Origin of the sequence: Micromonospora sp. A200 (assembly GCF_029893845.1) — a bacterium.
Classification (GTDB): Bacteria; Actinomycetota; Actinomycetes; order Mycobacteriales; family Micromonosporaceae; genus Micromonospora; species Micromonospora purpureochromogenes.
Map to the genome: position 1 here is coordinate 21,561 of NZ_JARXXY010000004.1, position 23,061 is coordinate 44,621.

Genomic DNA, 23,061 nt, shown 5'->3' on the forward strand with positions numbered 1-23,061 from the left:
GGCACCCCGCCCGGCCACGCTCGCCATCGCCCCCGCACCCTTCTTGAGTTGGTGGCCGGACCTTACCGACCACTACCGACAATTTCTCGCGTGCGATTCCTTGCCACGCAACGGATAGCTGGCCCGAGCTGCGGCGTCTGTATCGGTAGGAGCGGACCGGGGAGGATGCGTGGACGAGGACGAACGGGCCCGGCTGGCCGAGTTCGTGGCGAGCCGTACGCCGGCGCTGATGCGGGTCGCGTACCTGCTCACCGGCGACCGGCACGCGGCGGAGGATCTGGTCCAGTCGGCGCTGGCGCGGACGATCCCGCGCTGGCGGACGCTGCGCAACGCCGACCCCGAGGGCTACCTGCGCGCGGTCATGTACCGGGAGCAGGTGAGCTGGTGGCGGCGGCTGCGCCGGTACCGGGAGTCGCTGCTCACCGGCGCGCACGAGGTGCCCGCCGCCGATCCCAGCGGCGGCACCGACCTGCGGCTGGCGATGCGGGCGGCGCTGCGGCACCTGCCGCCGGCGCAGCGGACCGTGGTGGTCCTGCGCTACTACGAGGACCTCACCGAGACCCAGGTGGCCCAGGTGCTGGGCTGCTCGGTCGGCACCGTCCGCAGCCGTACCCATCGCGCCGTCTCCCGGCTGCGCGAGCTCCTGCCGGATGTCGAACTCCTGGAGGTACGGCGATGACGTCCCCCCTCGAAGACCTGATCCGCGACACCCTGACCGACCTTGCCGAGGAGGCCCCGACAGTGCAGGACCAGTTGCCGCCGGCGGAACGACGAGCCCGGACCCGACGCCGCGCCACGGTGACCATGGGCGCGGTGGGCACGCTCGCCGCCGTCCTGATCGCCGCCCCGCTCGCCATCGCCCAGGCCGGCTCGGACGCCCCGCGCCCGGCCGCTCCCACCGCCCCGACCCCGTCACCGCGCTCGGCCGAGCCGGTCCCCTCCCCCAGCTCCGACCCGACACCCGCGCCCCGGCCACCGCTGCCCAGCCCGACCGCTCCGCAGACGCCCCCGCCGCCGGGCGTCCCCAGCCCCGCCAGAGCCGTGCCGTCGGAACCGCCGGCGGCCAGCCCGGCGCACCCCGGCGCGCCCCAACCGCCGGGGGTGCCGAGCCCGATCGGCACCCGGACGCCGGGCCCCACCCCGTCCCCGCGCTGACCCCCCGCGAGTGCGCTCCCGGTCGAACCTGCGCCGGGGGCGCGAACGGGATGCGCCATGCGCCCCGGCCGACTCCCGGCCGGGGTGTCGGGCGTCGCCACGCCCAGGTCCGATTCCCGCGAGCCATCGGCCTGACCAGCGGGCATCATCGGTGGCGTGGAGTTGGACTTCGAACGGTGCTACCGGGCCGTGGACAGCCGTGACCAGCGCTTCGACGGCTGGTTCTACACCGGCGTCACGTCGACCGGGATCTACTGCCGGCCGTCCTGCCCGGCGATGACGCCGAAGCGGCAGAACGTCCGGTTCTTCCCGTCGGCCGCAGCCGCGCAGGGCGCCGGACTGCGCGCCTGCCGCCGCTGCCGCCCGGACGCGGCGCCCGGCTCGCCGCAGTGGGACGTCCGGGCCGACGTGGTGGGCCGCGCCGTCCGGCTGATCGCCGACGGGGTGGTCGACCGGGACGGCGTACCGGGGCTGGCCACCCGGCTCGGCTACACCGAGCGGCACCTGCACCGGATGCTCCGCGCCGAGTTGGGCGCCGGCCCGCTGGCGCTGGCCCGGGCCCAGCGGGCGCAGACCGCCCGCACCCTGATCGAGACGACCGGGCTGGGCATGGCGGAGATCGCCTTCGCGGCCGGGTTCGGCAGCGTCCGGCAGTTCAACGACACGGTCCGCGAGGTCTTCGGCACCGCCCCGTCGGAGCTGCGGGTGGCGCGGGGCGGCCGGCCGGTGGCGGGCGGCGCGGGGACGATCACGCTGCGGCTGGCGTACCGGCCACCGCTGCACGCCGCCGCGCTGCTGGACTTCCTCGCGGTCCGCGCGCTGCCGGGCGTGGAGGAGGTACGCGACGGGACGTACCGCCGGGGGTTGCGACTGCCGCACGGCGCCGCGGAGGTGGCGCTGACCCCGGCGGCCGGTCACGTCTCGGCGACCCTGCGCCTGGCCGACATGCGCGACCTGGCCCCCGCGGTGGCCCGCTGCCGCCGGCTGCTCGACCTCGACGCGGACCCGCAGGCCATCGACGAGACCCTGGCCGCCGACCCGGCCCTGGCCGCCGCGGTGGCGGCTGAGCCCGGCATCCGCCTGCCCCGCGCGGTGGACGGCTTCGAGGCGGCCCTGCGCGCCGTGATCGGCCAGCAGGTCTCCGTCCGCTCCGCCCGCACCACCCTCACCCGCCTCCTCACCGCCGCCCCCGTCCCGCAGCCCTCCGTCGATCACGAGGTCGACGGTGATGTGGAGTTCCAGAACCCCGGTCCACCTCATGATCGGCCGGGGCTGCGGGGGTTCCTCCGGGCGGAGGAGGTGGCGGGGTTGCCGGACTCGGCGTTCGGGATGCCGGCGGGGCGGCGGGAGACGGTGCGGGCGCTGGCCCGGGCCGTCGCCTCCGGCGAGATCGACCTCGACCCGGGCGGGGACCGGGAGGAGGTGGTCCGGCGACTGACCGCCGTGCCCGGGATCGGGCCGTGGACCGCCGGCTACGTGGCCATGCGCGCCCTCGGCGACCCGGACGTCCTGCTCCCCACCGACCTGGCGGTACGCCGGGGCGCCGCCGCCCTCGGCCTGCCCACCGACCCGAAGACCCTCGACACCCACGCCGAACGCTGGCGCCCCTGGCGCTCGTACGCGGTGATCCGACTCTGGAGAGCAGCATGAGCATCGACAGCACCGTCATCGACACCCCGGCCGGCCCGCTGAGCATCCTGGCCGGCCCGGACGGGGCCGTCCGGGCGGCCGGCTTCACCCCGGCCCCGGAGAACCTGCTCCCGCTGGTGCACCCGAGCCTGCGCGGGGCGCTGCGGCACCGCGCCGACCTCGGCCCCGTCACCGTCGCCGTCCGGTCCTACCTGGACGGCGACCTGGCGGCCATCGACGGGGTGCCGGTGCGGCAGCACAGCGGCGGGGCGTTCATGACCCACGCCTGGGACGTGCTGCGCGAGGTGAAGCCGGGCGAACCGGTGACGTACACCGGGTTCGCCGGGCTCGCCGGCCGGCCGGCCGCCGTACGGGCGGCGGCCGCCGCCTGCGCCCGCAACGCCGCGGCCCTCTTCGTCCCCTGCCACCGGGTGCTGCGCACCGACGGGACCCTCGGCGGCTACCGCTGGGGGCTGGACGTGAAGAAGTGGCTTCTCGGGCATGAGCGGGGGTTGACGGCAAGCTGACACCGGCACCGCTCCCATTTGACGCTACGGTCGGGTAGTGCCTGCGCAGCGTGACGGCGACCCCGCCACACCGGTGCAGGTCCACCCGCGCCCGCTGCACAACCTCCGGCGACTGAGCCCCTACCTGCGCCCGTACGCGGGCGAGTACTGCTGGCTGCTGCTCGCGGCGCTGGCCGCCACCGCGGCCAGCCTGGCGGTGCCGCTGGTGGTGCAGCGGGTGGTCGACGGCCCGATCGCCCGGCACGACGCCGACGGGCTGCTCCGCCTCGGCGGCCTGGCCCTGCTGCTCGGGCTCGCCGAGGCGGTGCTGATCTTCATCCGGCGGTGGACCCAGTCCTCCTCCTCGGTGGGCATGGAGTCGGCCATCCGCGCCGACCTCTACGCCCACCTGCAACGGCTCCCGGCCAGCTTCCACGACCGGTGGCAGTCCGGCCAGCTGCTCTCCCGGATCACCAGCGACCTGTCGGTGATCCGCCGGTTCCTCTCCTTCGGCCTGCTCTTCCTGGTGCTCAACCTGGTCACCTACCTCGCGGTGGTGGCCCTGCTGATCCGGCTGCACGGCCCGCTGGGCCTGCTGGTGGCGGCCAGCGCGGTGCCGCTGTTTTTGATCAGTCGCCGGTTCGCCCGGCACTACCACGCCGCGTCCCGCCGGATGCAGGACCAGCAGGGCGACGTGGCCACCCTGGTCGAGGAGACCGCGCAGGGCCTGCGCACCATGAAGGCGTACGGGCGGGGGCCGGAACTGGCTGCCCGGTTCGGCGAGCGGGCCCGCGCGCTGCACGACACCGGCGTCGACAAGGCCCGGCTGCTGGCCCGTACCTCCGCGCTGTTCGACCTGGTGCCCAACCTGACCCTCGGCGTGGTGCTGGTCTGCGGGGCGGCGCTCGCCGCCCGGGGCACCCTCACCATCGGCGAGCTGGTCGCCTTCGTCAGCCTGCAACTGATGCTGATCTGGCCGGTGCAGTCGCTGGGCTGGATCATCGCGAACGCGCAGGAGGCGGCGACCGCGGCCGACCGGATCCAGGAGGTGCTGGACATCCCGCCGTCCATCGTGGACGCGCCGCACGCGGTCACGCTCGCCCCGGCGGCGGTGCGGGGCCGGCTGTGCTTCGAGGGCGTCTCGTTCCACTATCCCGGCGCCCCCGAGCCGGTGTTGCGGGAGATCGAGCTGACCGTGGAGCCGGGCGAGACGCTGGCGCTGGTGGGCGCGACCGGCACCGGCAAGAGCACCCTGCTCTCCCTGGTGCCCCGGCTGCACGAGGTGACCGGCGGGCGGATCACGCTGGACGGGCACGACCTGCGCGACCTGCGGCTGGCCTCGCTGCGCCGGCTGGTCGGGGTGGCCTTCGAGGAGCCGACGCTCTTCTCCATGTCGGTCTGGGAGAACCTCACCCTGGGCCGCCCGGACGCCGACGAGGAGGAGGTCCGGGCCGCGCTGGCGCTGGCCCAGGCCGACTTCGCGTACGACCTGCCGTGGGGGCTGGCGACCCGGGTCGGCGAGCAGGGACTGTCGCTCTCCGGCGGGCAGCGGCAACGGCTCGCGCTGGCCCGGGCGGTGCTCGGCCGGCCCGCGCTGCTCGTGCTGGACGACCCGCTCTCCGCCCTGGACGTGCACACCGAGGCGCTGGTCGAGGCGGCGCTGAGACGGGTGCTGCGGGACACCACGGCGCTGCTGGTGGTGCACCGCCCGTCGACCGTCGCGCTGGCCGACCGGGTGGCGCTGCTCGACGGGGGCCGGATCGCCGCGGTGGGCCGGCACTCCGAGCTGCTCGCCACCGTGCCGGCGTACCGGGCGGTGCTCTCCGCGGAGCCGAACTCCGCGCCCGGTCTGGTGCACTCATGACACTCCGGCTGCCCCGGCAGCGGGCCGAGCCACCCGAGGAGTCCCGCTGGCGGGGGCTGGCCACCGACCCGGACGCCGACCGCAGCCGCGCCGAGGACACCGCACCCGAGGCGGTGGCCCGGCTGCGCGCCCGCAGCCGGGTGCTGCTGGGCGAGCTGCTGCGCCCGCACCGCGGCCGGCTGGGCCTGGCGGTGGGCCTGCTGCTGGCGCAGAACGCGGCCGCCATGTCCGGGCCGTACCTGGTCATGCTCGGCATCGACCGGGCCATCACGCCGCTGCGGGCCGGCGACGCGCGCCCGCTGGCCGCCGTCGCCGGTGCCTTCGTGGTCGCGGCCCTGACCGAGTACGCGGCCCGGCGCGGCTTCCTCACCCTCTCCGCGCGGATCGGCCAGGCCGTCCTGCTGGAGCTGCGCCGGCGGGTGTACGGGCACTTCCTGCGCCTCTCCGTCGGCTTCCACGAGCGCTACACCTCCGGCCGGGTGGTGTCCCGGCTGACCAGCGACCTGGAGTCCATCGCCGAGTTGGTCGACGGCGGCGTCGACAGCCTGGTGACCGCCGCCCTGACGGTGCTCTCCGTGGCCGCCATCCTGCTCTGGCTGGACCTGCCGCTGGCCGCGGTCACCCTGCTCGCCTTCCCGTTCCTCTACCTGCTGTCGCGCTGGTTCGCCCGCGCGTCGGCCGACGCGTACCGGCGCAGCCGGGAGGCGGTGGCGCTGGTCATCGTGCACTTCGTGGAGTCGCTGCGGGGCATCCGCGCCGTGCAGGCGTACCGCCGGGAACCGCGCAACCAGCAGATCTTCGGGGCGGTCAACGACGGGTACCGGCGGGCCAACCTGCGGGCGTTCCGGCTGATCGCCACGTACTCGCCGGGGATCAAGGTGATCGGCAACGTCAGCGTCGCGGTGGTGCTCGGGTACGGCGGCTGGCGAGTGCTCGGCGGCGCGACGGAGGTGGGGGTGCTCGCCGCCTTCCTGCTCTACCTGCGCCGCTTCTTCGAGCCGATGCAGGAGCTGAGCCAGTTCTACAACTCGTTGCAGTCGGCGACGGCGGCGCTGGAGAAGCTGGCCGGGGTGCTCGACGAGCGGCCCGGCGTACCCGAACCGGCGCAGCCGGTGCCGTTGCCCACCGGGTCGGGACGCGGGGCGGTGGCGTTCCGGTCGGTCTCCTTCGGCTACCGGCCGGGCACGCCGATCCTGGTCGGCCTGGACCTGCGGGTGCCGGCCGGGCAGACGGTCGCGCTGATCGGGCCGACCGGGGCGGGCAAGTCCACCGTCGCCAAGCTGCTGGCCCGCTTCCACGACCCGGACAGCGGGAGCGTGGAGCTGGACGGGATCGACCTGCGCGACCTGGCCGACCCGGAACTGCGCCGCGCGGTGGTGCTGGTGACCCAGGAGAACCACTTGTTCAACGGCACGGTGGCGGAGAACATCCGGTTCGGCCGCCCCGGCGCCGACGACGCGGCGGTGCAGGCCGCCGCGCGGGCGATCGGCGCGCACGACTTCATCGCCGCGCTCCCCGACGGGTACGCCACCGAGGTGCACCGGCGCGGCGGCCGGCTCTCCGCCGGGCAGCGGCAGCTCGTCGCGTTCGCCCGGGCGTTCCTGGCCGACCCGCGGGTGCTGATCCTCGACGAGGCGACCTCGTCGCTGGACGTGCCGACCGAGCGGCTGGTGCAGCGGGCGCTCGCCACCGTGCTGCGCGACCGCACCGCGCTGGTGATCGCGCACCGGCTCTCCACGGTCGAGACCGCCGACCGGGTGCTGGTCCTCGACGGGTGTCGGGTGGTGGAGGACGGACCGCCCGCGCGGCTCGCCGCCGCCGGTGGCCGGTACGCCGCCCTGCACCGGCAGTGGCGCGACTCGCTGGTCTGAACCGCCGGTCCCCGGGCGCTGTCGCGACGACGCGGGCAACCCGGGTACTCGTCGCCCGGCTAGACTGCCGGGCGTCGATCGGCCCGGCGATCGCCCGAGGGCGACGTCCGGTGGGACCGGTCAGGCACAGCCGACACACGGGGAGGTTGCGGCGTGCGGATCCGACGACGAGTGGTTGTCGCGGCGGCATTGGTGATCAGCACGGTGGGCGCGGGGACTGTCGCGCTGACCAGGGAGGGCGACGCCGGTGCCACACCGACCGCCGTCTCGGCGGCCGGCGACCTGTCGGCGACGACCGGGGCCGCCCCGGCGGACACGCCGCCCAGCGCGGACAGCGGCATCGGCAGCCGGGCCGGGGCGACGCGCTCCACGTCGGACGCCCGGCCGGTCACCGCGGTCGGGCGGCCCGCCGTTGAGGTGGCGAAGGACGCGCCGGCCTCGGTGGCCTACCTGAGCGACCGCTACCGGGTCAGCCAGGACGAGGCGGCCCGCCGGGTCGCCCTCCAGGAGCTTTCCGCGCCGCTCGCGACCACGCTCGCCGCGAGCTACCCCGCCGAGTACGCCGGCATGTGGCTGGACCAGGCCGGCGGCGGCGTCCTGACCATCGCGGCCACCGACCCGGCCCCGGTCGCGAAGGCGGTCGCCGGGGTGCCGGACGCCACCCACGTAAAGGTCGTCCCGGTGCGCCACTCGCTGCGCGAGCTCACCGAGGCGGCGGCCCGCGTGGCCGGCGCGCTCGGCGTGACCGCCGGCACCGACGTGGTGGTCGACGAGCAGGCCAACGAGGTCCTGGTCCTCACCGGCGGCGCGGTCGCGGCGGACGACGCCCGGCTGGCCGGCGCGCTTGAGTCCGCCGGGGTGCCGGCCCGGACCCGGCAGCTTCCGCCCTCGATCCAGAAGTCGTGCGACCCGCGCTACTGCGCCCAGGCGCCGATGCGTGGCGGCATCCGGCTGGACGTGCCCCGGGACGACGACACGGTCGGCGGCTGCACCAGCGGCTTCAACCTGCGGGCGCGGTCCGGGCGGTACTACGTGCTGACCGCCGGGCACTGCGTGGTCGGCGGGCGGCACCAGGAGGTCGACCGGACCTGGCACCAGTTCCTCGGGCCCAAGGTGCCGGTCGGCGTGGAGTCCACCAGCCCGGTGCTCGCCGAGAACACCCCCACCTACGACTACGCGGTGATCCCGTACCAGGACGGCGCGATCAACCGGTGGGCGTACCCGCGGCGGAGCGGCGGTGACCAGGCCAGCCTGGTCAACTACTGGTGCGTGACGGGCAACCCGGCCCCGGCCTGCGCCACCAAGGGCAGCCACGACGTGAAGATCACCGGGTACACCGCCTACAGCGCGGTGCAGATCGGTTGGGTCGTCTGCGCGACCGGATCGGCGTACACGCCGAAGGCGGGCGAGGTGTACGTCGACTCGGGAGCGGGCGCCGGTTACGTCCCGGGCACCCGCTGCGGCACGGTCACCAGCAAGACCAACGGCCGTATCAACGTGCGGGTCTGCGCCCGCCCCGGTGACAGCGGCGGCCCGCTCTTCACCGAGTCCGACGGCCGGGCGCTCGGCATCCTGAACGACGGGGACCCGGGCAGCGGCGCCTGCACGAACCCGAACGAGCAGAACTACTACATGCCGGTCTCCACCATCCTGGACCGGGTGAACGCCAACACCGGCCTCGGCATCCAGCTCGCCACCCGCGGCCCGCTGCTCAACCCGATCGGCTCCTCGAACCGTTAGGCGACACCCCGGATAAGCCGTGGGCAGGTCGACGTGGGCTGCCTACGATCGACCGATGACTGATACGGCGAGGACGGCCCGCGCCGGCGTCCCCGAGCGTCCGACCCTGGACGGGCTCGAGGAGACCTGGGCGCGCCACTGGCAGGAGGAGGGCACGTACGCGTTCGACCGCTCAAAAGAGCGGTCGGACGTGTACGCGATCGACACGCCGCCGCCGACCGTATCGGGCGAGCTGCACATGGGGCACGTCTTCTCGTACACGCACACCGACATGGTGGCCCGCTTCCAGCGGATGCGCGGCCGGACGGTCTTCTACCCGATGGGCTGGGACGACAACGGCCTGCCCACCGAGCGCCGGGTGCAGAACGTGTACGGGGTGCGCTGCGACCCGTCGCTGCCGTACGACCCGCACTGGCAACCGCCGGCGACGCCGGTGAGCGAGGAGCGGCGGAAGGACCCGACGCCGATCGACCGGCGCAACTTCGTGGCGCTGTGCGAGCGGCTGACCGCCGCCGACGAGCAGATCTTCGAGGCGCTGTGGCGGCGGCTCGGGCTGTCGGTGGACTGGTCGCTGACGTACACGACGATCGGGCGGGTGGCGCGGGCGACGAGCCAGCGGGCGTTCCTGCGCAACCTGGCCCGGGGCGAGGCGTACCAAGCGGAGGCGCCGACGCTCTGGGACGTCGGCTTCGCCACCGCGGTGGCCCAGGCGGAACTGGAGGACCGGGAGCGGCCCGGGGCGTACCACCGGCTCCGGTTCACCGGGCCGGGCGGGCGCGAGGTGCTGATCGACACCACCCGGCCGGAGCTGCTGCCGGCCTGCGTGGCGCTGGTCTGCCACCCCGACGACGAGCGGTACGCGGACCTGGTGGGCCGCTCGGTGCGCAGCCCGCTCTTCGCGGTCGAGGTGCCGGTGCGCGCCCACCCGCTGGCGGACCCGGCCAAGGGCACTGGCATCGCCATGGTCTGCACCTTTGGCGACCTGACGGACGTGACCTGGTGGCGGGAGCTGCAGCTGGACACCCGGGTGGTGATCGGCCGGGACGGCCGGCTGCTGCCGGAGCCGCCGCAGGGGGTGCCGGCCGAGCCGTACGCCGCCCTGGCCGGGCAGACCGTCAACGGGGCCCGGCGGACGATGGTGCAGCTGCTGGCCGACGCCGGTGACCTGGTCGGCGAGCCGCGCGCGATCACCCACCCGGTGAAGTTCTACGAGCGCGGCGACCGGCCACTGGAGATCGTCTCGACCCGCCAGTGGTACCTGCGCAACGGCGGACGGGACGCCGGCCTGCGGGAGCAGCTGCTGGCCCGGGGCGGCGAGCTGCGCTGGGTGCCGGAGCACATGAAGCACCGGTACGACCACTGGGTGGGCGGGCTGACCGGTGATTGGCTGGTCAGTCGGCAGCGCTTCTTCGGGGTGCCGGTGCCGGTGTGGTACCGGCTCGACGACGTTGGCGAGCCGGACTTGTCCCACCCTCTCACACCGGACGAGGCGATGTTGCCGGTCGATCCGTCCAGCGATCCGGCCCCCGGTTTCGAGGAGTCGCAGCGCGGGCTGCCGGGCGGCTTCGTCGGCGACCCGGACGTGCTGGACACCTGGGCGACCTCCTCGCTGACCCCGCAGATCGTCGGCGGGTGGGAGACCGACCCGGACCTGTTCAGCCGGGTCTTCCCGATGGACCTGCGCCCGCAGGGGCAGGAGATCATCCGGACCTGGCTCTTCTCCACGGTGGTCCGTGCCCACCTGGAGCACGGCGTGCTGCCCTGGCGGGACGCGGTGCTCTCCGGCTGGATCCTCGACCCGGACCGGAAGAAGATGTCCAAGTCCAAGGGGAACGTGGTCACCCCGATGGCGCTGCTGGAGCAGCACGGCTCCGACGCGGTGCGGTACTGGGCGGCCAACGGCAAGCCCGGCATGGACCTGGCCTTCGACCCGGCGCAGATCAAGGTGGGCCGGCGGCTCGCCACCAAGCTGCTCAACGCCTCCCGGTTCGCCCTGGGGCTGGGCGCCGCGGACGCGTTGCGCGCCCCGGCGACCGCTCCGCTGGACACCGCCATGCTCGCCGAACTCTCCGGCGTGGTCGCCGCCGCGACGTCCGCCTTCGACTCGTACGACCACACGGCGGCGCTCCAGGTCACCGAGGCGTTCTTCTGGCGGTTCTGCGACGACTACATCGAGTTGGTGAAGGAGCGCGCCTACGGCTCCGGGCCGGGTGCCGAGTCGGCACGGGCGGCGCTGGCCACCGCGCTGTCGGTGCAGTTGCGGCTCTTCGCCCCGGTCCTGCCGTACGTGGCCGAGGAGGTCTGGTCCTGGTGGCGGTACGGCTCGGTGCACCGGGCCACCTGGCCGACCACGTACGAGGTGGGGCGGGCGGTCGAGGGCACCGCCGACCCGCACCTGCTGCGGCTGGCCGGGGACGCGCTCGGCCAGGTGCGCCGGGCCAAGTCGGAACGGAAGCTGTCGATGAAGGCGGAGGTGCCGCTGGCCGAGGCGCTCGGCCCCGCCGCCCTGCTGGAGCAGCTCACCCTCATCGCCGACGACCTCCGCGCCGCCGGCCGCATCGCCAAACTCGACCTCCTCCCCGACCGCACCCCCGAACTCGTCATCGCCTGCGCCTTCTAACCCCCACCCCCACCCCCGAGATGCGCGCAGTTTCAGAGAAAGAGTGGCCATTCAGCGCGCTGAGGCCACTCTTTCTCTGAAACTGCATCCCGGGGTGGGCGTGGGGGTGGGTGGGGTCAGCTGGTTTCGCCGGCCATGGAGAAGGAGCGGAGGCGGTCGATCGCCAGGACGGTGAAGCCGACCGCGACGACCCCGGTCAGCACCGCCGCGACGGGGACGGAGACGGTGGTCGACAGCAGGTCGGTGGGGGCCATCCGGTCGGCCATGGCGACCACCCACTGCTGCACCGAGAGCACCTTCGTGCCGCTGACGAAGTTGCCCAGCAGCCCCTCCCAGATCAGCACGTAGACCAGCCCGAGCAGGACGGGCCGCCGGGTGATCAGGCTCAACGCCAGGAACAGCGCCGAGTACGCCAGCGCGCCGAGCGCCGAGGCGGCGGCGAGGGCCAGCCCGAGGCGTACCGAATCGGCGAGCACGCCCGCGACGAAGAGCGGCACGGCGACGGTGGTCGCGCTGACCACGGTGGCCACCGCGAGCTTCGGCAGCACGATCTGCCAGCGCGGCAGCGGCTTGGTGAGGATGTGCACCACGGTGCCGTCGTCGATCTCGGCGCCCAGCACGCCGGTGCCCACGATCAGGGCGACCACCGGCAGCACCACCGCCAGGCCGAGGCCGACCAGCACCGGCGGACCCCAGTCAGCCGGCTCCACCCCGAGCGACCGGCAGAGCATCGCCAGCCCGAGCAGCAGGAGCGGCAACGGCAGCAGGATCAGGAAACGACGCCGGCCGAACAGCCCGCGCGCGGTGATCCAGGAAACGGTCGACATCAGGCCTCCACCAGGTAGGAGAAGACGCTCTCCAGGGACTCGTCCTCGGGCAGCAACTGCCGGACCCGGACGCCGTGGGCCAGCGCGATCTTCGGCAGCGCCCGGGTGAAGGCGCCGTACTCGCCGGCCTTGACGGTCAGGCCGGTGCGGTCCAGCTCGACGCCGGTGACCGAGGGCTCGGCCATCAGCGCGACCGCCAACGCCCGGTCGTCGGTGGAGCGGACGGTGAACACGTGCGGCCGGTTGGTCATCAGCCGGCGGATGGTCCGGAAGTCCCCGGAGGCGGCCAGCCGGCCGGCCACCATCACCTGCACGGTGCCGGAGACCTGCTCGACCTCCTCCAGGATGTGCGAGCTGAACAGGATCGTCCGGCCCGCGTCGCCGAGGGAGTGCAGCAACCCCATCATGTGCAGCCGCTGGCGCGGGTCCATCCCGTTGAACGGCTCGTCGAGCAGCAGCACCTGCGGGTCGTGCACCAGCGCCGCGGCGACCCGGGCGCGCTGCCGCATGCCCTTGGAGTATGTCCCGATCCGCCGGTCCTGAGCCCCCTCCAGCTCGACCAGGGCGATCGCCCGTCGGGCTGCCGCCGCCGGGTCGGGCAGCCGGTGCAGCTTCGCGCTGGCCAGCACGAACTCGTACGCGGTCAGGAAGGTGTACACCGCCTCCCGCTCGCTGACCAGCCCGAGCCGGCGGTAGACCTCCGGGTGGCGCCAGGTCGGCTTGCCGTCCAGGGTCACCGCGCCCCGGGACGGGGCGAGGAAGCCGGCCATCATGTGCAGCAGGGTCGTCTTGCCGGCGCCGTTCGGGCCGAGCAGGCCGGTGACCCCGGGGCCCAGCCGCATGGTGATGTCGTTGACCGCCACCACGTTGCCGTACCAGCGGGACACCCCGGCCAGGTCGAGGGTGCTGGTGGCGGTGGTCGGGACGCTCGCCGTGGGATCGGCGCTGATCGTGGTCATCGGGCGGCCACCTTCCGGTATCGCAGCAGCAGCAGGGCGACGCAGCCGGCGACCAGCAGCACGGCGGCGAGGGCATAGACCGGGCCGAAGCCGCCGATGTCCGGTCCACCCTGGTCCTCGGAGACCAGCAGGTCGCCCAGCGACCAGATGCCCACCCCCTGCACGATCGTCGACGGCGAGCCGAGCCCGGCCAGCTCGTTGACGGTGCGGGAGGGCAGGATGGACAGGGTGCCGACGATCGGGGTGGTCATCAGGAAGACCGCCACGATCCCGCCGGCCGCGAACGCCCGCTTGCCGGTGAGCGAGGCGACCAGCAGGCCGACCGAGGCGAAGACGACCGCCCAGAGGCCCGCGTAGAGCAGCCCCGGCAGCAGGTCGAGCAGCTCGTTCCAGACGCCGCGCATCCCGTCCCCGGTGGTGAACGCCGCGCCGAGGAACATCACCAGCTGCGGCGCGCCGAGCAGCAGCCAGAGCGCGCTGACCAGGGCCAGCAGCTTGGCCAGGGCGTAGTCGCCGCGCGGCAGCGGCCGGGAGAAGTACAGCGGCAGCACGCCACTGCGCAGGTCGCGGGAGACCAGCTCCGGCGCCGCCACCGCGGCGAAGAAGATGACCAGCCAGCTCATCGAGTCGGCGAACTGGGCGTACGTCATCACCACCTCGCCGATCTGGCTGCGGACCGCGGTGGCGCCGGCGGCCACCATGGTCACGATGCCGACCACCAGCCAGGGGAAGATCTTGGCCTTGGCGCTGCGGCCCAGCCCGAAGGCGGTCCGCACGCCGTGCAGGTAGAGCGCGCCGAAGACGTGCCGGCGGCCGAGGCGGGGGCCGGTGTAGCGCTGGTAGCCGATGTCGTGGATGACGCCGGTCGGCTCAGACATGGCTGGGCTCCCTCGTGGCGAAGAGTTCGGCCACCCGGTGCCGCCGCTGGTCGAGCCGGTGCAGCGGCAGGTCCAGCTCGGCGACCGCGCCGAGGATCAGGTCGTAGGTGGCCTCGTCGGCGAGCGGGACGAGCAGCATCCGCCCGTCCCGGCTGACCGGCAGGTCGAGCGCGGCGAGCCGGCTGGCCAGTTCGTCCGTACCCTCGCTGACCTCGACGGCGAGCACGTCGGTGGCGGAGGTCATGGCGGCGATCGGGCCGGCCCGCAGCAGCCGCCCGCCGTCGATGGCGACCAGCGTGTCGCAGATCCGCTCCACCTCGCCGAGCAGGTGCGAGCAGACCAGCACCGAGATGCCGAACTCGGTGCCGATCCGGTGCACCAGCGCGAGCATGTCGTCCCGGCCGGCCGGGTCGAGGCCGTTGGTCGGCTCGTCGAGCAGCAGCAGGTCCGGATCGTGCACCAGGGCCTGGGCCAGTTTGACCCGCTGCTTCATGCCGGTCGAGTAGCCGCCGACCGGCCGGTAGCGCTCCTCGTAGAGGCCGACGTGCCGCAGCGCCTCGGACGCCCGCTCGCGGGCGGTCGTCCGGGGCAGGCCGCTGATCCGGCCGAGGTGGGTGACCAGCTCGGCGGCGGTGAGGTCGGGCGGCAGCGCGTCGTGCTCGGGCATGTAACCCACCCGGGCCCGTACGGCCGCCGGGTCGGTGGTCGGGTCGAGGCCGAGCACGGAGACCCGGCCGCTGGTCGGGGCGAGCAGGCCCAGCAGGATCTTGATCAGGGTCGACTTGCCGGCGCCGTTCGCGCCCACCAGACCGATGATCCCGGGCTCCACCGCGACGGTCAGGTCGGCCAACGCGGTGATCCGACCCCCGTACGTCTTGGTCAGCGACTCGGTCGCTATGAGTGTCACGCCCGTCAGCGTAGGAAGCCGACGCCCGTGGGGGTATCAGGAATCGCCCGGGGTCGTCCCTGAGAACCCGTCCGGGGGACACGCCAGATTCCGCGCCCCGGGCGCGAGCGGCCGGTAAGGGTTTCGTAACCCGGCGGCGCGATGACCGGGGCGGCCCGGCCCGGCAGACTGGACGACGTGGTCACTCGCCTGCTGCGTACTCCGCTGACCTGGGCCGTCGTCGTCGTGCTCGCCGCCGGGGCGGCCGTCGGGCTGTGGTGGTTCCAGCCCTGGAAGGCGGTCACCGACACCCGGGTCGCCGAGCGGCTGTCCGACGTGGACGTGGCCGCCACGCCGTCGGTCGGTCCCACGCCCACGGGGGGCGCGGGACCGACCGGGCCGACGCCGACCCCGGCGGGGCCGACGCTGCTCAGCCGGGGAGAGTTCGTCACCCACGAGCACGACACCTCAGGCACCGCCCGGGTCGTCCGCGCCGGCGACGGGCGGCACCGGCTGGAACTGGTGGGCCTGGCCACCTCCAACGGCCCCGACCTGCGGGTCTGGCTGACCGATCAGCCGGTACGCGCCGGCCCCGCCGGCTGGGACGTCTTCGACGACGGCCGGTGGGTCGAGCTGGGCCGGCTCAAGGGCAACCGTGGCGACCAGGCGTACGACATCCCGCCGGGCACCGATCTGGCCGGGCTGACCAGCGTGTCCATCTGGTGCAAGCGGTTCGCGGTCTCGTTCGGGGCCGCCCCGCTCACCCCGACCGGTTGAGCCGTTCCCAACCGCCCGGGCCGCAGTGGAGTGGCGCTCTCGACCGATCGCCGGTCGGCTGCGAAACTGTGTGCCGGTCAGCGAGTGAGGGGTACGGATGAGCAACGGGTGGGTGCTGCCCGACGAGGTGCTTCGGGACGCGCCGGCGTACACGCCGCGCCCGGGTGAGCTGGCCGATCTGGAGCTGTTGCTGACCGGGGCGTACGCGCCGCTGGTCGGCTTCATGACCCGCGCCGACCTGGCCTCGCTGCAGCGTCGCGGTCGGCTCGCCGACGGCACGCCGTGGCCGGTGCCGGTGACCCTCCAGGTGCCGGCGACGCTGGCCGCCGGGCTGGACCCGGCCGACCCGGGACGCCGCACGCTGGTGCTCAGCGACGGCGAGGGCGCACCGGTCGCCGCGCTGGAGGTCGCCGACGTCTGGGCGGCCCGCGAGGGCGTGGCCGGGGTGGGCGGCCCGGTCCGCCGGCTCGGCGACGGCGGGCACGGCCCGTTCCAGCGGCTGCGCCGCAACCCGGAGGAGGTTCGGGCGCTGCTGCCTCCGGGCCGGGTGCTCGGCGTGATCGCCGACCGGCCCCTGCACCGGCCGCAGCTGGCGCAGATCGCGCACGCCGCCCGTACCCTGGGCGCCCATCTGCTGGTGATGATCCCGGTGGGTGAGGGCGGTTCCGGCGGCGTGCCGCCGGAGGCCCTGGTGCGCAGCGTCTTCGCCGCCCGCGACCGGATGCCCCCGGCGACCCTGGTCGCGGTGCCGATGCCGCGCGGCCGCGACGAGATCGGCGACGCCCTGCTGCGGGCCCGGATCTCCGCCGCGTACGGGGTGACCCACCTGCTCTCCACCGGCGAGATGCTCTCCGGCGCCGGCCTGCGGGTGCTGGTCCCCCGCGAGCTGGCCTACGACAACCGGGACGGGCAGTGGCGCTGGCGGGAGGACATCCCGCCGCGCAACCGGCGGCTGGCGCTGCGCCAGGAGGAGATCGACGACCTGCTGGACCGGGGCTTCCCGCTGCCCGAGTGGCACACCCCGCCGGCCGTGGCGAAGGAGCTGAGCCGGGCCCGCCCACCACGGCGGCACCGGGGCCTGGTGGTCTTCCTGACCGGCCTGTCCGGCTCCGGCAAGTCGACCATCGCCCGCGGGCTGGCGGACGTGCTGCGGGAGCAGGGCGATCGGACGGTGACCCTGCTCGACGGCGACGTGGTGCGCCGGGAACTGTCGGCGGGGCTCGGTTTCAGCCGGGCGGACCGGGACGCCAACGTCCGCCGGATCGGCTGGGTTGCCGCCGAGGTCGCCCGGCACCGGGGGGTGGGCATCTGCTGCCCGATCGCCCCGTACGCCCAGGCGCGGGCGACCGCCCGGGAGATGGCGCTGGCGGCGGGGGCCGGTTTCGTGCTGGTCCACGTGGCCACCCCGCTGGAGGTCTGCGAGCGGCGGGACCGCAAGGGCCTGTACGCCCGGGCCCGGGCCGGCCTGCTCACCGGGATGACCGGCGTCGACGACCCGTACGAGGAGCCGACCGATGCCGAGATCGTGGTCGACACCACCGACCTGACCGTCGACGAGGCGGTCCTGTCGGTGATGCACCACCTCACCGAGACCGGCTGGGTGGAGCCCCGCCTCCAGTCCACCTGATTCCCGCCAGGGTCACCTTCCGTCGCTGCCCCCTGCGCGCTAGTGTTCATCTTTGTTGGAACACGTTTGAGCGCGTGTGAGAGTGCGCGGAAGTCGGAGGTACGGACGGATGCTGGCGCGGCAGCGGCAGGCGGCCATCCTCGACCGGGTCCGCACCACCGGCGGCGTCCGCGTCACCGAGCTGGCGGCGGAGTTCGGCGTCTCCGACATGACCATCCGGCGTGACCTGGAGACCCTGCACGAGCAGGGCCTGCTGGCCAAGGTGCATGGCGGCGCCACCGTCCCCGGCCCCAGCTCCACCGACGAGCCGGGCTTCCACGCCAAGTCGGTGCGGCAGCTCGCGGAGAAGGCCGCCATCGCCGGCCGGGCCGCCGAGCTGGTCCGCCCCGGCGCGGCGGTCGCGCTGTCGGCCGGCACCACCACCGCCGAGCTGGCCCGCCGCCTGGTCGACGTGCCCGGGCTGACCGTGGTGACCAACTCGCTGCCGGTGGCCGAGATCCTGCACGCGCAGGGCCGCACCGACCAGACCGTGGTGCTCACCGGCGGGGTGCGCACCCCGTCCGACGCGCTGGTCGGCCCACTTGCCGTGGAGGCGATCCGCTCGCTGCACCTGGACCTGCTCTTCCTCGGCGTACACGGGATCACCGAGCGGGCCGGCTTCACCACGCCGAACCTCATGGAGGCGGAGACCGACCGGGCCCTGGTGGCCGCCGCCGACCGGTTGGTGGTGCTGGCCGACCACACCAAGTGGGGCACCGTGGGCATCTCCTCGATCGTCGGCCTCGGCGCGGCCGACGTGCTGGTCACCGACGACCGGCTGGCTCCCGAGGCGCGCCGGGTACTGGACGAGAAGGTGGGAGAGCTGGTGGTCGTGGCGAGGGCGAGCCGGGCGACGACGGAGAGGGCGGCGCGGTGAAGCGTACGGCGATCGAACTGGCGGACGGCCGCGAGCTGATCTACTTCGACGAACGGGACGACGCGGTCCGCGACCAGCTCGACCGGCGCGAGCTGCCCCCTCCCCCGCCCGCCTCCCAGCTGCGGTACGACCCGCTCACCGACGAGTGGGTGGCGGTGGCGGTGCACCGGCAGACCCGCACCTTCCTCCCCCCGGCCGACCAGTGCCCGCTCTGCCCCACCCGGGGCGACCGGCTCAGCGAGATCCCGGCCCCCGACTACGACGTGGCCGTGTTCGAGAACCGGTTCCCCTCACTGAGCCAGCGGGTGGCCGACGAGCCGGCCGAGATCACCCCGTTCACCCCGGTACGCCCGGGCCGGGGCCGTTGCGAGGTGGTCTGCTTCACCGACGACCACAACGCCTCGTTCGCCGGCCTGCCGCCGCGCCGGGTGCGCACCGTGCTGGACGCGCTCGCCGACCGGACCGTGGCGCTCGCCGAGCTGCCCGGCGTCGAGCAGGTGTTCTGCTTCGAGAACCGGGGCGTGGAGATCGGGGTCACCCTGCACCACCCGCACGGGCAGATCTACGCGTACCCCTTCGTCACGCCGCGGACCCGGTCGCTGCTGGCCGCCGCCCGCCGGCACGCCGAGCGCACCGGCGGGGGCAACCTCTACGCCGACGTGCTCGCCGCCGAGCGGGCCGCCGGCGACCGGGTGGTCACCAGCAACGAGCACTGGACGGCATACGTCCCGGCGGCGGCCCGCTGGCCGTTCGAGGTGCACGTGGCGCCGCACCGGCCGGTGCCCGACATCCCGGCGTTGACCGACGCCGAGCGGGACGCGTTCGGCCCGCTCTACCTGGACGTGCTGCGTCGCTTCGACGGGCTCTTCGACCTGCCGATGCCGTACATCGCGGCCTGGCACCAGGCGCCGGTGCGGATCGACCGGGAGCTGGGTCACCTGCACCTTCAGCTGTTCAGCATCCGGCGGGCCAAGGACAAGCTGAAGTACCTGGCCGGCTCGGAGTCCGGCATGGGTGTCTTCATCAACGACATCGCGCCCGAGCGGGCCGCGGAGCTGCTCCGCGCCGCCTGATCCCGGCCCTCGTCCGGGCGGCGAGTGCGGCAGCGCCCGGGGAACAGGGCGCGGGGGGCCCGGGACAGGGCCCCCCGCAGGGAAGGGACGGCTGGCTGTGCGCGACAGCCGGGAAGGTTGGCTGATCGGCACTCGTGCCGCGAGGCGACCGCGGTCAACCTTCCTGGACGAGACTGGCATCACGTCCACCCACTTCAACGACCCACGCCCACCCCGGTGACGCCGGGGGCGGCGACCACGGATTGATCACCACCGGTCGCGGCGTGTCGCGCGATCCGCTCGCTCGCTCCAGCACCGCGACTCGCCGCGAACCGCGCGACGGCCGGGCCCCGGGTACGACGGAGCCCGCCGGCGGAGGCCGGCGGGCTCGGTCGGTGACGCGTACGAGGATCAGGCGGAGAGCTTGCGCGCGAGGTTCTCGTCGAGCGCGTTCATGAACTCGTCGGTGGTCAGCCACGGGGCGTCCCGCGAGATGAGCAGCGAGAGGTCCTTGGTCATCTGGCCGCCCTCGACGGTGTCCACGATGACCTGCTCCAGGGTGTTGGCGAACTCGGTGACCGCCGGGGTGCCGTCCAGCTTGCCCCGGTGGGCCAGGCCCCGGGTCCAGGCGTAGATCGACGCGATCGGGTTGGTCGAGGTCTTCTCGCCCTTCTGCCACTGCCGGTAGTGCCGGGTGACCGTGCCGTGCGCGGCCTCGGCCTCGACGGTGCGGCCGTCCGGGGAGAGCAGGACCGAGGTCATCAGGCCGAGCGAGCCGAAGCCCTGCGCGACGGTGTCCGACTGCACGTCACCGTCGTAGTTCTTGCAGGCCCAGACGTAGCCGCCCTCCCACTTGAGCGCGGCGGCGACCATGTCGTCGATCAGCCGGTGCTCGTAGGTGATGCCGGCGGCGTCGAACTCGGCCTTGAACTCGTTCTCGAACACCTCGGCGAAGATGTCCTTGAAGCGGCCGTCATACGCCTTGAGGATGGTGTTCTTGGTGGACAGGTAGACCGGGTAGTTGCGGTCCAGGCCGTACCGGAACGAGGCCCGGGCGAAGTCCCGGATCGACTCGTCGAAGTTGTACATGCCCATGGCGATGCCGCCGCCGGGGAAGTTGGCGACCTCCATCTCCATCGGGGCGCCGCCGTCGGCCGGGGTGTAGGTGATGGTCACCGTGCCCGGGCCGGGGACGACGAAGTCGGTGGCCTTGTACTGGTCACCGTGGGCGTGCCGGCCGATGATGATCGGCTTGGTCCAGCCGGGGACGAGCCGCGGCACGTTGGACATGATGATCGGCTCGCGGAAGACGACGCCGCCGAGGATGTTGCGGATGGTGCCGTTCGGCGACCGCCACATCTTCTTCAGGCCGAACTCCTCCACCCGGGCCTCGTCCGGGGTGATGGTCGCGCACTTGACGCCGACGCCGTGCTCCTTGATGGCGTTGGCGGCGTCGACGGTGACCTGGTCGTTCGTCTCGTCGCGGTGCTGGATCGAGAGGTCGTAGTAGTGCAGGTCGACGTCGAGGTAGGGCAGGATCAGCTGCTCACGGATCTGCTTCCAGATGATCCGGGTCATCTCGTCGCCGTCGAGCTCCACGACCGGGTTGTTTACCTTGATCTTCGCCATCGACCGGCGCTCCTCTCGGGGGACACGTGCTCAAGCAGTACGAGCGTACTGGAAACGGGCCGGCACCCCCCAGCCGGCCTCGGTCGGCCGGATAACCGGATGCCCGGCACGGGAGATCACTGGCACCATCGCCCGATGCCACTGAGCCGCACCCTCGGGTCTATCACGGTCACCGCGCTCACCGACGGCGAGGGGGCGTTCTTCCAGCCCCGCACCGAGGCGTTCCCCGACGCCACCGCGGCGCACTGGCGCGAGGCGGACCGGCGCGACCCCACCTCGGTCACCGCGGACGGCCGCTGGTGGCTGCCGTTCCGCAGCTTCGCCGTGCGCGTCGGCGACGGGCCGGTCACGCTGGTCGACGCCGGCATCGGACCGGCCGGCTCGCCCGCCGCGAGCTGGGCGCCGGTGCCGGGGCGACTCCCCGCCGAACTGGCCGCCGCCGGCATCGACCCCGCCGACGTGCGCACCGTCGTCCTCACCCACCTGCACAGCGACCACATCGGCTGGGCGGTCACCGGCACGCCCGGCCGCCCGTACTTTCCGCACGCCGACTACCTGGTGCAGCGGGCCGAGCTGGACGCGATGGAGACGATCAACCCCGGGCTGCCGGCCGGCCTGGTCGCGCCGTTGCGCGCCGCCGGCCAGCTCCGGGTGGTCGACGGCGAGACCACCCTCACCCCCGCGGTACGACTGCTGCCGACCCCGGGGCACACCGCCGGGCACCAGTCGGTGCTGCTCGAGGCGGCCGACGAGCGCCTCCTGCTCACCGGCGACCTGCTGGTCCACGTCGTGCAACTGGTCGACCCGGAGCTCGCGTACGCCCACGAGGAGGACCCGGCGACGGCCCGAGCCTCCCGCACCACCCTGCTACGCGCCCTGTCCACCGGCGTCCCCACCCTGCTTGCCGCCCCCCACCTCGGCACCCCCTTCACTCCCCTGGTCCCCGTCGAGCTAGTGCCTTGACCACGACTTCATGGTGGTCCGCTGCTGGGCGGCGTCCAGTCATTCGGACCGGCGATCTGCCTGGACGGAATCCTCGCCGTGCTGCATTGCGTTCCGTACCTCCTGATTCGCCGGCGTCGGGTCGCAGCCGGTTGCTCGGAGCAGGTCGCTCGCGGCGGTGCGTAGCTGGGTCACCACCGCATCTCCGAAGTCCTTGACGCCCAGCGCTCGGGCTCGGCCGGCGTCCTGCACGGCGTCGCGGATCTTCTGGTGTGTTCTTTCGGTGGGCCGCCCGGCACGGTGCTCATGGCGCAGGAGCTCGACGGCATCGGCGAGGTGGCCAACGCCGGCGGACAGGTCGCGGGGAATCGGCTCGTCGTACTGCAGCGCCATCGCGGACCTGCGGGCCAACCCTCGACTGTGTTCGATGACTCGTTCCATGTACACGGTCGCGTGGGCGAAGCGCTCCACGTCCTGGCGGCGCCGCCAGCGAGCGGGCGCCAGGCTGACCACCTCTTCGGCGCCGCTGAGCGCTTGGTGCATCCGTTCGAGGTCGGGTCCCATGCCGCGTAACGTGTCCAGCGCCCGCACCGCCCGCTGCTGATCACGTGTTGCCAGTGCTGCGGAGATCTCTCTGAGCTGACCGGCGAGGCATTGGTAGATCGGGGCTGCGTCGCGGTCGAGGATTCGCATCGGATTTATCGGTAGCAGCAACGCCACTACCACGAGTCCGACGACACCGCCGACCGCCGCCTCGACGATCCGCGGCCATTCCAGGTCCTTCTGGGCCGGAGCCAGGGTCGCGAGTAGCACTGCCGTGCCGCCGGCCTGCCCAACGGCTGCCCCGCTGCGGCCGAACAGCACGAGCGTGGCCAGAATGGCGCATCCGACGACGAAGCCGGTCTGCCAGAACCCGGTACCCAGAAGCGTCAGCAGGAAGTCGGTGGTGGCAATGCCCAGTCCCACTCCGAGCAGCAGTTCGACGGTGCGACGGGCACGCTGGCCGAGCGCGGCGACGATCGTACCCACCGCAGCGGAGGGCGCGAAGACCGGCGAGGGGTTGCCCAGTACATCGTGTCCGATCGACCAGGCCAGAGCTGCGGCGAGTCCAGCCTGCAGGGCGATCACCAGAGCGACTTCAAGCTGATGCAGCCGCAGTCGACCGGCCTGGCCACTTCGACCT

19 protein-coding genes are annotated in these 23,061 nt (G+C 73.7%); 13 read left to right on the forward strand and 6 right to left on the reverse strand.

Annotation, left to right across the window (positions count from 1 at the left end; all coding sequences use genetic code 11):
• Nucleotides 1-169: 169 nt before the first annotated feature.
• The 8 genes from M2302_RS05275 (at nt 170) to valS (ending at nt 11,385) form a co-directional block, all read left to right on the forward strand.
• Nucleotides 170-679 carry a SigE family RNA polymerase sigma factor gene (locus tag M2302_RS05275; RefSeq protein ID WP_280836855.1) on the forward strand — a complete coding sequence of 170 codons (510 nt, stop codon included), beginning with the start codon at nt 170-172 and terminating at the stop codon, nt 677-679.
• On the forward strand, nt 676-1,155 hold the full coding sequence (locus M2302_RS05280; RefSeq protein ID WP_280836856.1) for a hypothetical protein: 480 nt from the start codon (nt 676-678) through the stop codon (nt 1,153-1,155). Before M2302_RS05275 ends, M2302_RS05280 begins: the two co-directional genes overlap by 4 nt.
• A 156-nt stretch (nt 1,156-1,311) precedes the next feature.
• Complete coding sequence (locus tag M2302_RS05285; RefSeq protein ID WP_280836857.1) at nt 1,312-2,805, forward strand: AlkA N-terminal domain-containing protein; 1,494 nt, start codon at nt 1,312-1,314, stop codon at nt 2,803-2,805.
• Nucleotides 2,802-3,311, forward strand: a complete 510-nt coding sequence (locus tag M2302_RS05290; protein WP_280836858.1) for a methylated-DNA--[protein]-cysteine S-methyltransferase — start codon at nt 2,802-2,804, stop codon at nt 3,309-3,311. Before M2302_RS05285 ends, M2302_RS05290 begins: the two co-directional genes overlap by 4 nt.
• Nucleotides 3,312-3,348: 37 nt before the next feature.
• Nucleotides 3,349-5,154 (forward strand): ABC transporter ATP-binding protein, encoded by a 1,806-nt coding sequence (locus tag M2302_RS05295; protein ID WP_280836859.1) that lies wholly within the window; start codon nt 3,349-3,351, stop codon nt 5,152-5,154.
• On the forward strand, nt 5,151-7,025 hold the full coding sequence (locus M2302_RS05300) for an ABC transporter ATP-binding protein (RefSeq protein ID WP_280836860.1): 1,875 nt from the start codon (nt 5,151-5,153) through the stop codon (nt 7,023-7,025). The genes M2302_RS05295 and M2302_RS05300 overlap by 4 nt, the downstream gene beginning before the upstream one ends.
• A 192-nt stretch (nt 7,026-7,217) precedes the next feature.
• Nucleotides 7,218-8,765 carry a trypsin-like serine protease gene (locus M2302_RS05305; protein ID WP_280836861.1) on the forward strand — a complete coding sequence of 516 codons (1,548 nt, stop codon included), beginning with the start codon at nt 7,218-7,220 and terminating at the stop codon, nt 8,763-8,765.
• A gap of 55 nt (nt 8,766-8,820) precedes the next feature.
• Nucleotides 8,821-11,385, forward strand: a complete 2,565-nt coding sequence (valS, locus tag M2302_RS05310) for a valine--tRNA ligase (protein WP_280836862.1) — start codon at nt 8,821-8,823, stop codon at nt 11,383-11,385.
• A gap of 116 nt (nt 11,386-11,501) precedes the next feature.
• Here the strand turns inward: valS and M2302_RS05315 are convergent, their stop codons facing one another.
• From M2302_RS05315 to M2302_RS05330, 4 genes are read right to left on the reverse strand one after another with little or no spacing between them, the layout of a single operon-like run.
• Nucleotides 11,502-12,212 (reverse strand): ABC transporter permease subunit, encoded by a 711-nt coding sequence (locus tag M2302_RS05315; protein WP_280836863.1) that lies wholly within the window; start codon nt 12,210-12,212, stop codon nt 11,502-11,504.
• Nucleotides 12,212-13,171 (reverse strand): ABC transporter ATP-binding protein, encoded by a 960-nt coding sequence (locus M2302_RS05320; RefSeq protein WP_280836864.1) that lies wholly within the window; start codon nt 13,169-13,171, stop codon nt 12,212-12,214. Before M2302_RS05320 ends, M2302_RS05315 begins: the two co-directional genes overlap by 1 nt.
• Complete coding sequence (locus M2302_RS05325) at nt 13,168-14,049, reverse strand: ABC transporter permease subunit (RefSeq protein ID WP_280836865.1); 882 nt, start codon at nt 14,047-14,049, stop codon at nt 13,168-13,170. The genes M2302_RS05320 and M2302_RS05325 overlap by 4 nt, the downstream gene beginning before the upstream one ends.
• Nucleotides 14,042-14,956, reverse strand: coding sequence for an ABC transporter ATP-binding protein (locus tag M2302_RS05330; protein ID WP_280836866.1), 915 nt, complete (start codon nt 14,954-14,956; stop codon nt 14,042-14,044). The genes M2302_RS05325 and M2302_RS05330 overlap by 8 nt, the downstream gene beginning before the upstream one ends.
• Before the next feature lie 177 nt (nt 14,957-15,133).
• On the opposite strand from M2302_RS05330, the gene M2302_RS05335 reads away from it, so the two are divergent.
• From M2302_RS05335 to galT, 4 genes are all read left to right on the forward strand, one after another.
• Complete coding sequence (locus M2302_RS05335) at nt 15,134-15,712, forward strand: DM13 domain-containing protein (protein ID WP_280836867.1); 579 nt, start codon at nt 15,134-15,136, stop codon at nt 15,710-15,712.
• A 97-nt stretch (nt 15,713-15,809) separates the two neighbouring features.
• Complete coding sequence (gene cysC, locus M2302_RS05340; protein ID WP_280836868.1) at nt 15,810-17,339, forward strand: adenylyl-sulfate kinase; 1,530 nt, start codon at nt 15,810-15,812, stop codon at nt 17,337-17,339.
• 109 nt (nt 17,340-17,448) lie between these two features.
• Nucleotides 17,449-18,255: a DeoR/GlpR family DNA-binding transcription regulator gene (locus tag M2302_RS05345; RefSeq protein WP_280836869.1), complete on the forward strand. Its 807-nt coding sequence runs from the start codon at nt 17,449-17,451 to the stop codon at nt 18,253-18,255.
• Nucleotides 18,252-19,328 carry a galactose-1-phosphate uridylyltransferase gene (gene galT, locus M2302_RS05350; protein ID WP_154942079.1) on the forward strand — a complete coding sequence of 359 codons (1,077 nt, stop codon included), beginning with the start codon at nt 18,252-18,254 and terminating at the stop codon, nt 19,326-19,328. Before M2302_RS05345 ends, galT begins: the two co-directional genes overlap by 4 nt.
• A 390-nt stretch (nt 19,329-19,718) precedes the next feature.
• On the opposite strand, the gene M2302_RS05355 is transcribed toward galT, so the two are convergent.
• Nucleotides 19,719-20,936 carry an NADP-dependent isocitrate dehydrogenase gene (locus M2302_RS05355; protein WP_280836870.1) on the reverse strand — a complete coding sequence of 406 codons (1,218 nt, stop codon included), beginning with the start codon at nt 20,934-20,936 and terminating at the stop codon, nt 19,719-19,721.
• Nucleotides 20,937-21,071: 135 nt separating this feature from the next.
• Between M2302_RS05355 and M2302_RS05360 the strand changes: the two genes are divergently transcribed.
• The gene (locus M2302_RS05360) at nt 21,072-21,899 is read left to right on the forward strand and encodes an MBL fold metallo-hydrolase (protein ID WP_280836871.1); all 828 of its coding nucleotides are present in this window, start codon (nt 21,072-21,074) and stop codon (nt 21,897-21,899) included.
• 39 nt (nt 21,900-21,938) lie between these two features.
• Here the strand turns inward: M2302_RS05360 and M2302_RS05365 are convergent, their stop codons facing one another.
• Nucleotides 21,939-23,006: an FUSC family protein gene (locus M2302_RS05365; protein ID WP_280836872.1), complete on the reverse strand. Its 1,068-nt coding sequence runs from the start codon at nt 23,004-23,006 to the stop codon at nt 21,939-21,941.
• Nucleotides 23,007-23,061 lie beyond the last annotated feature (55 nt).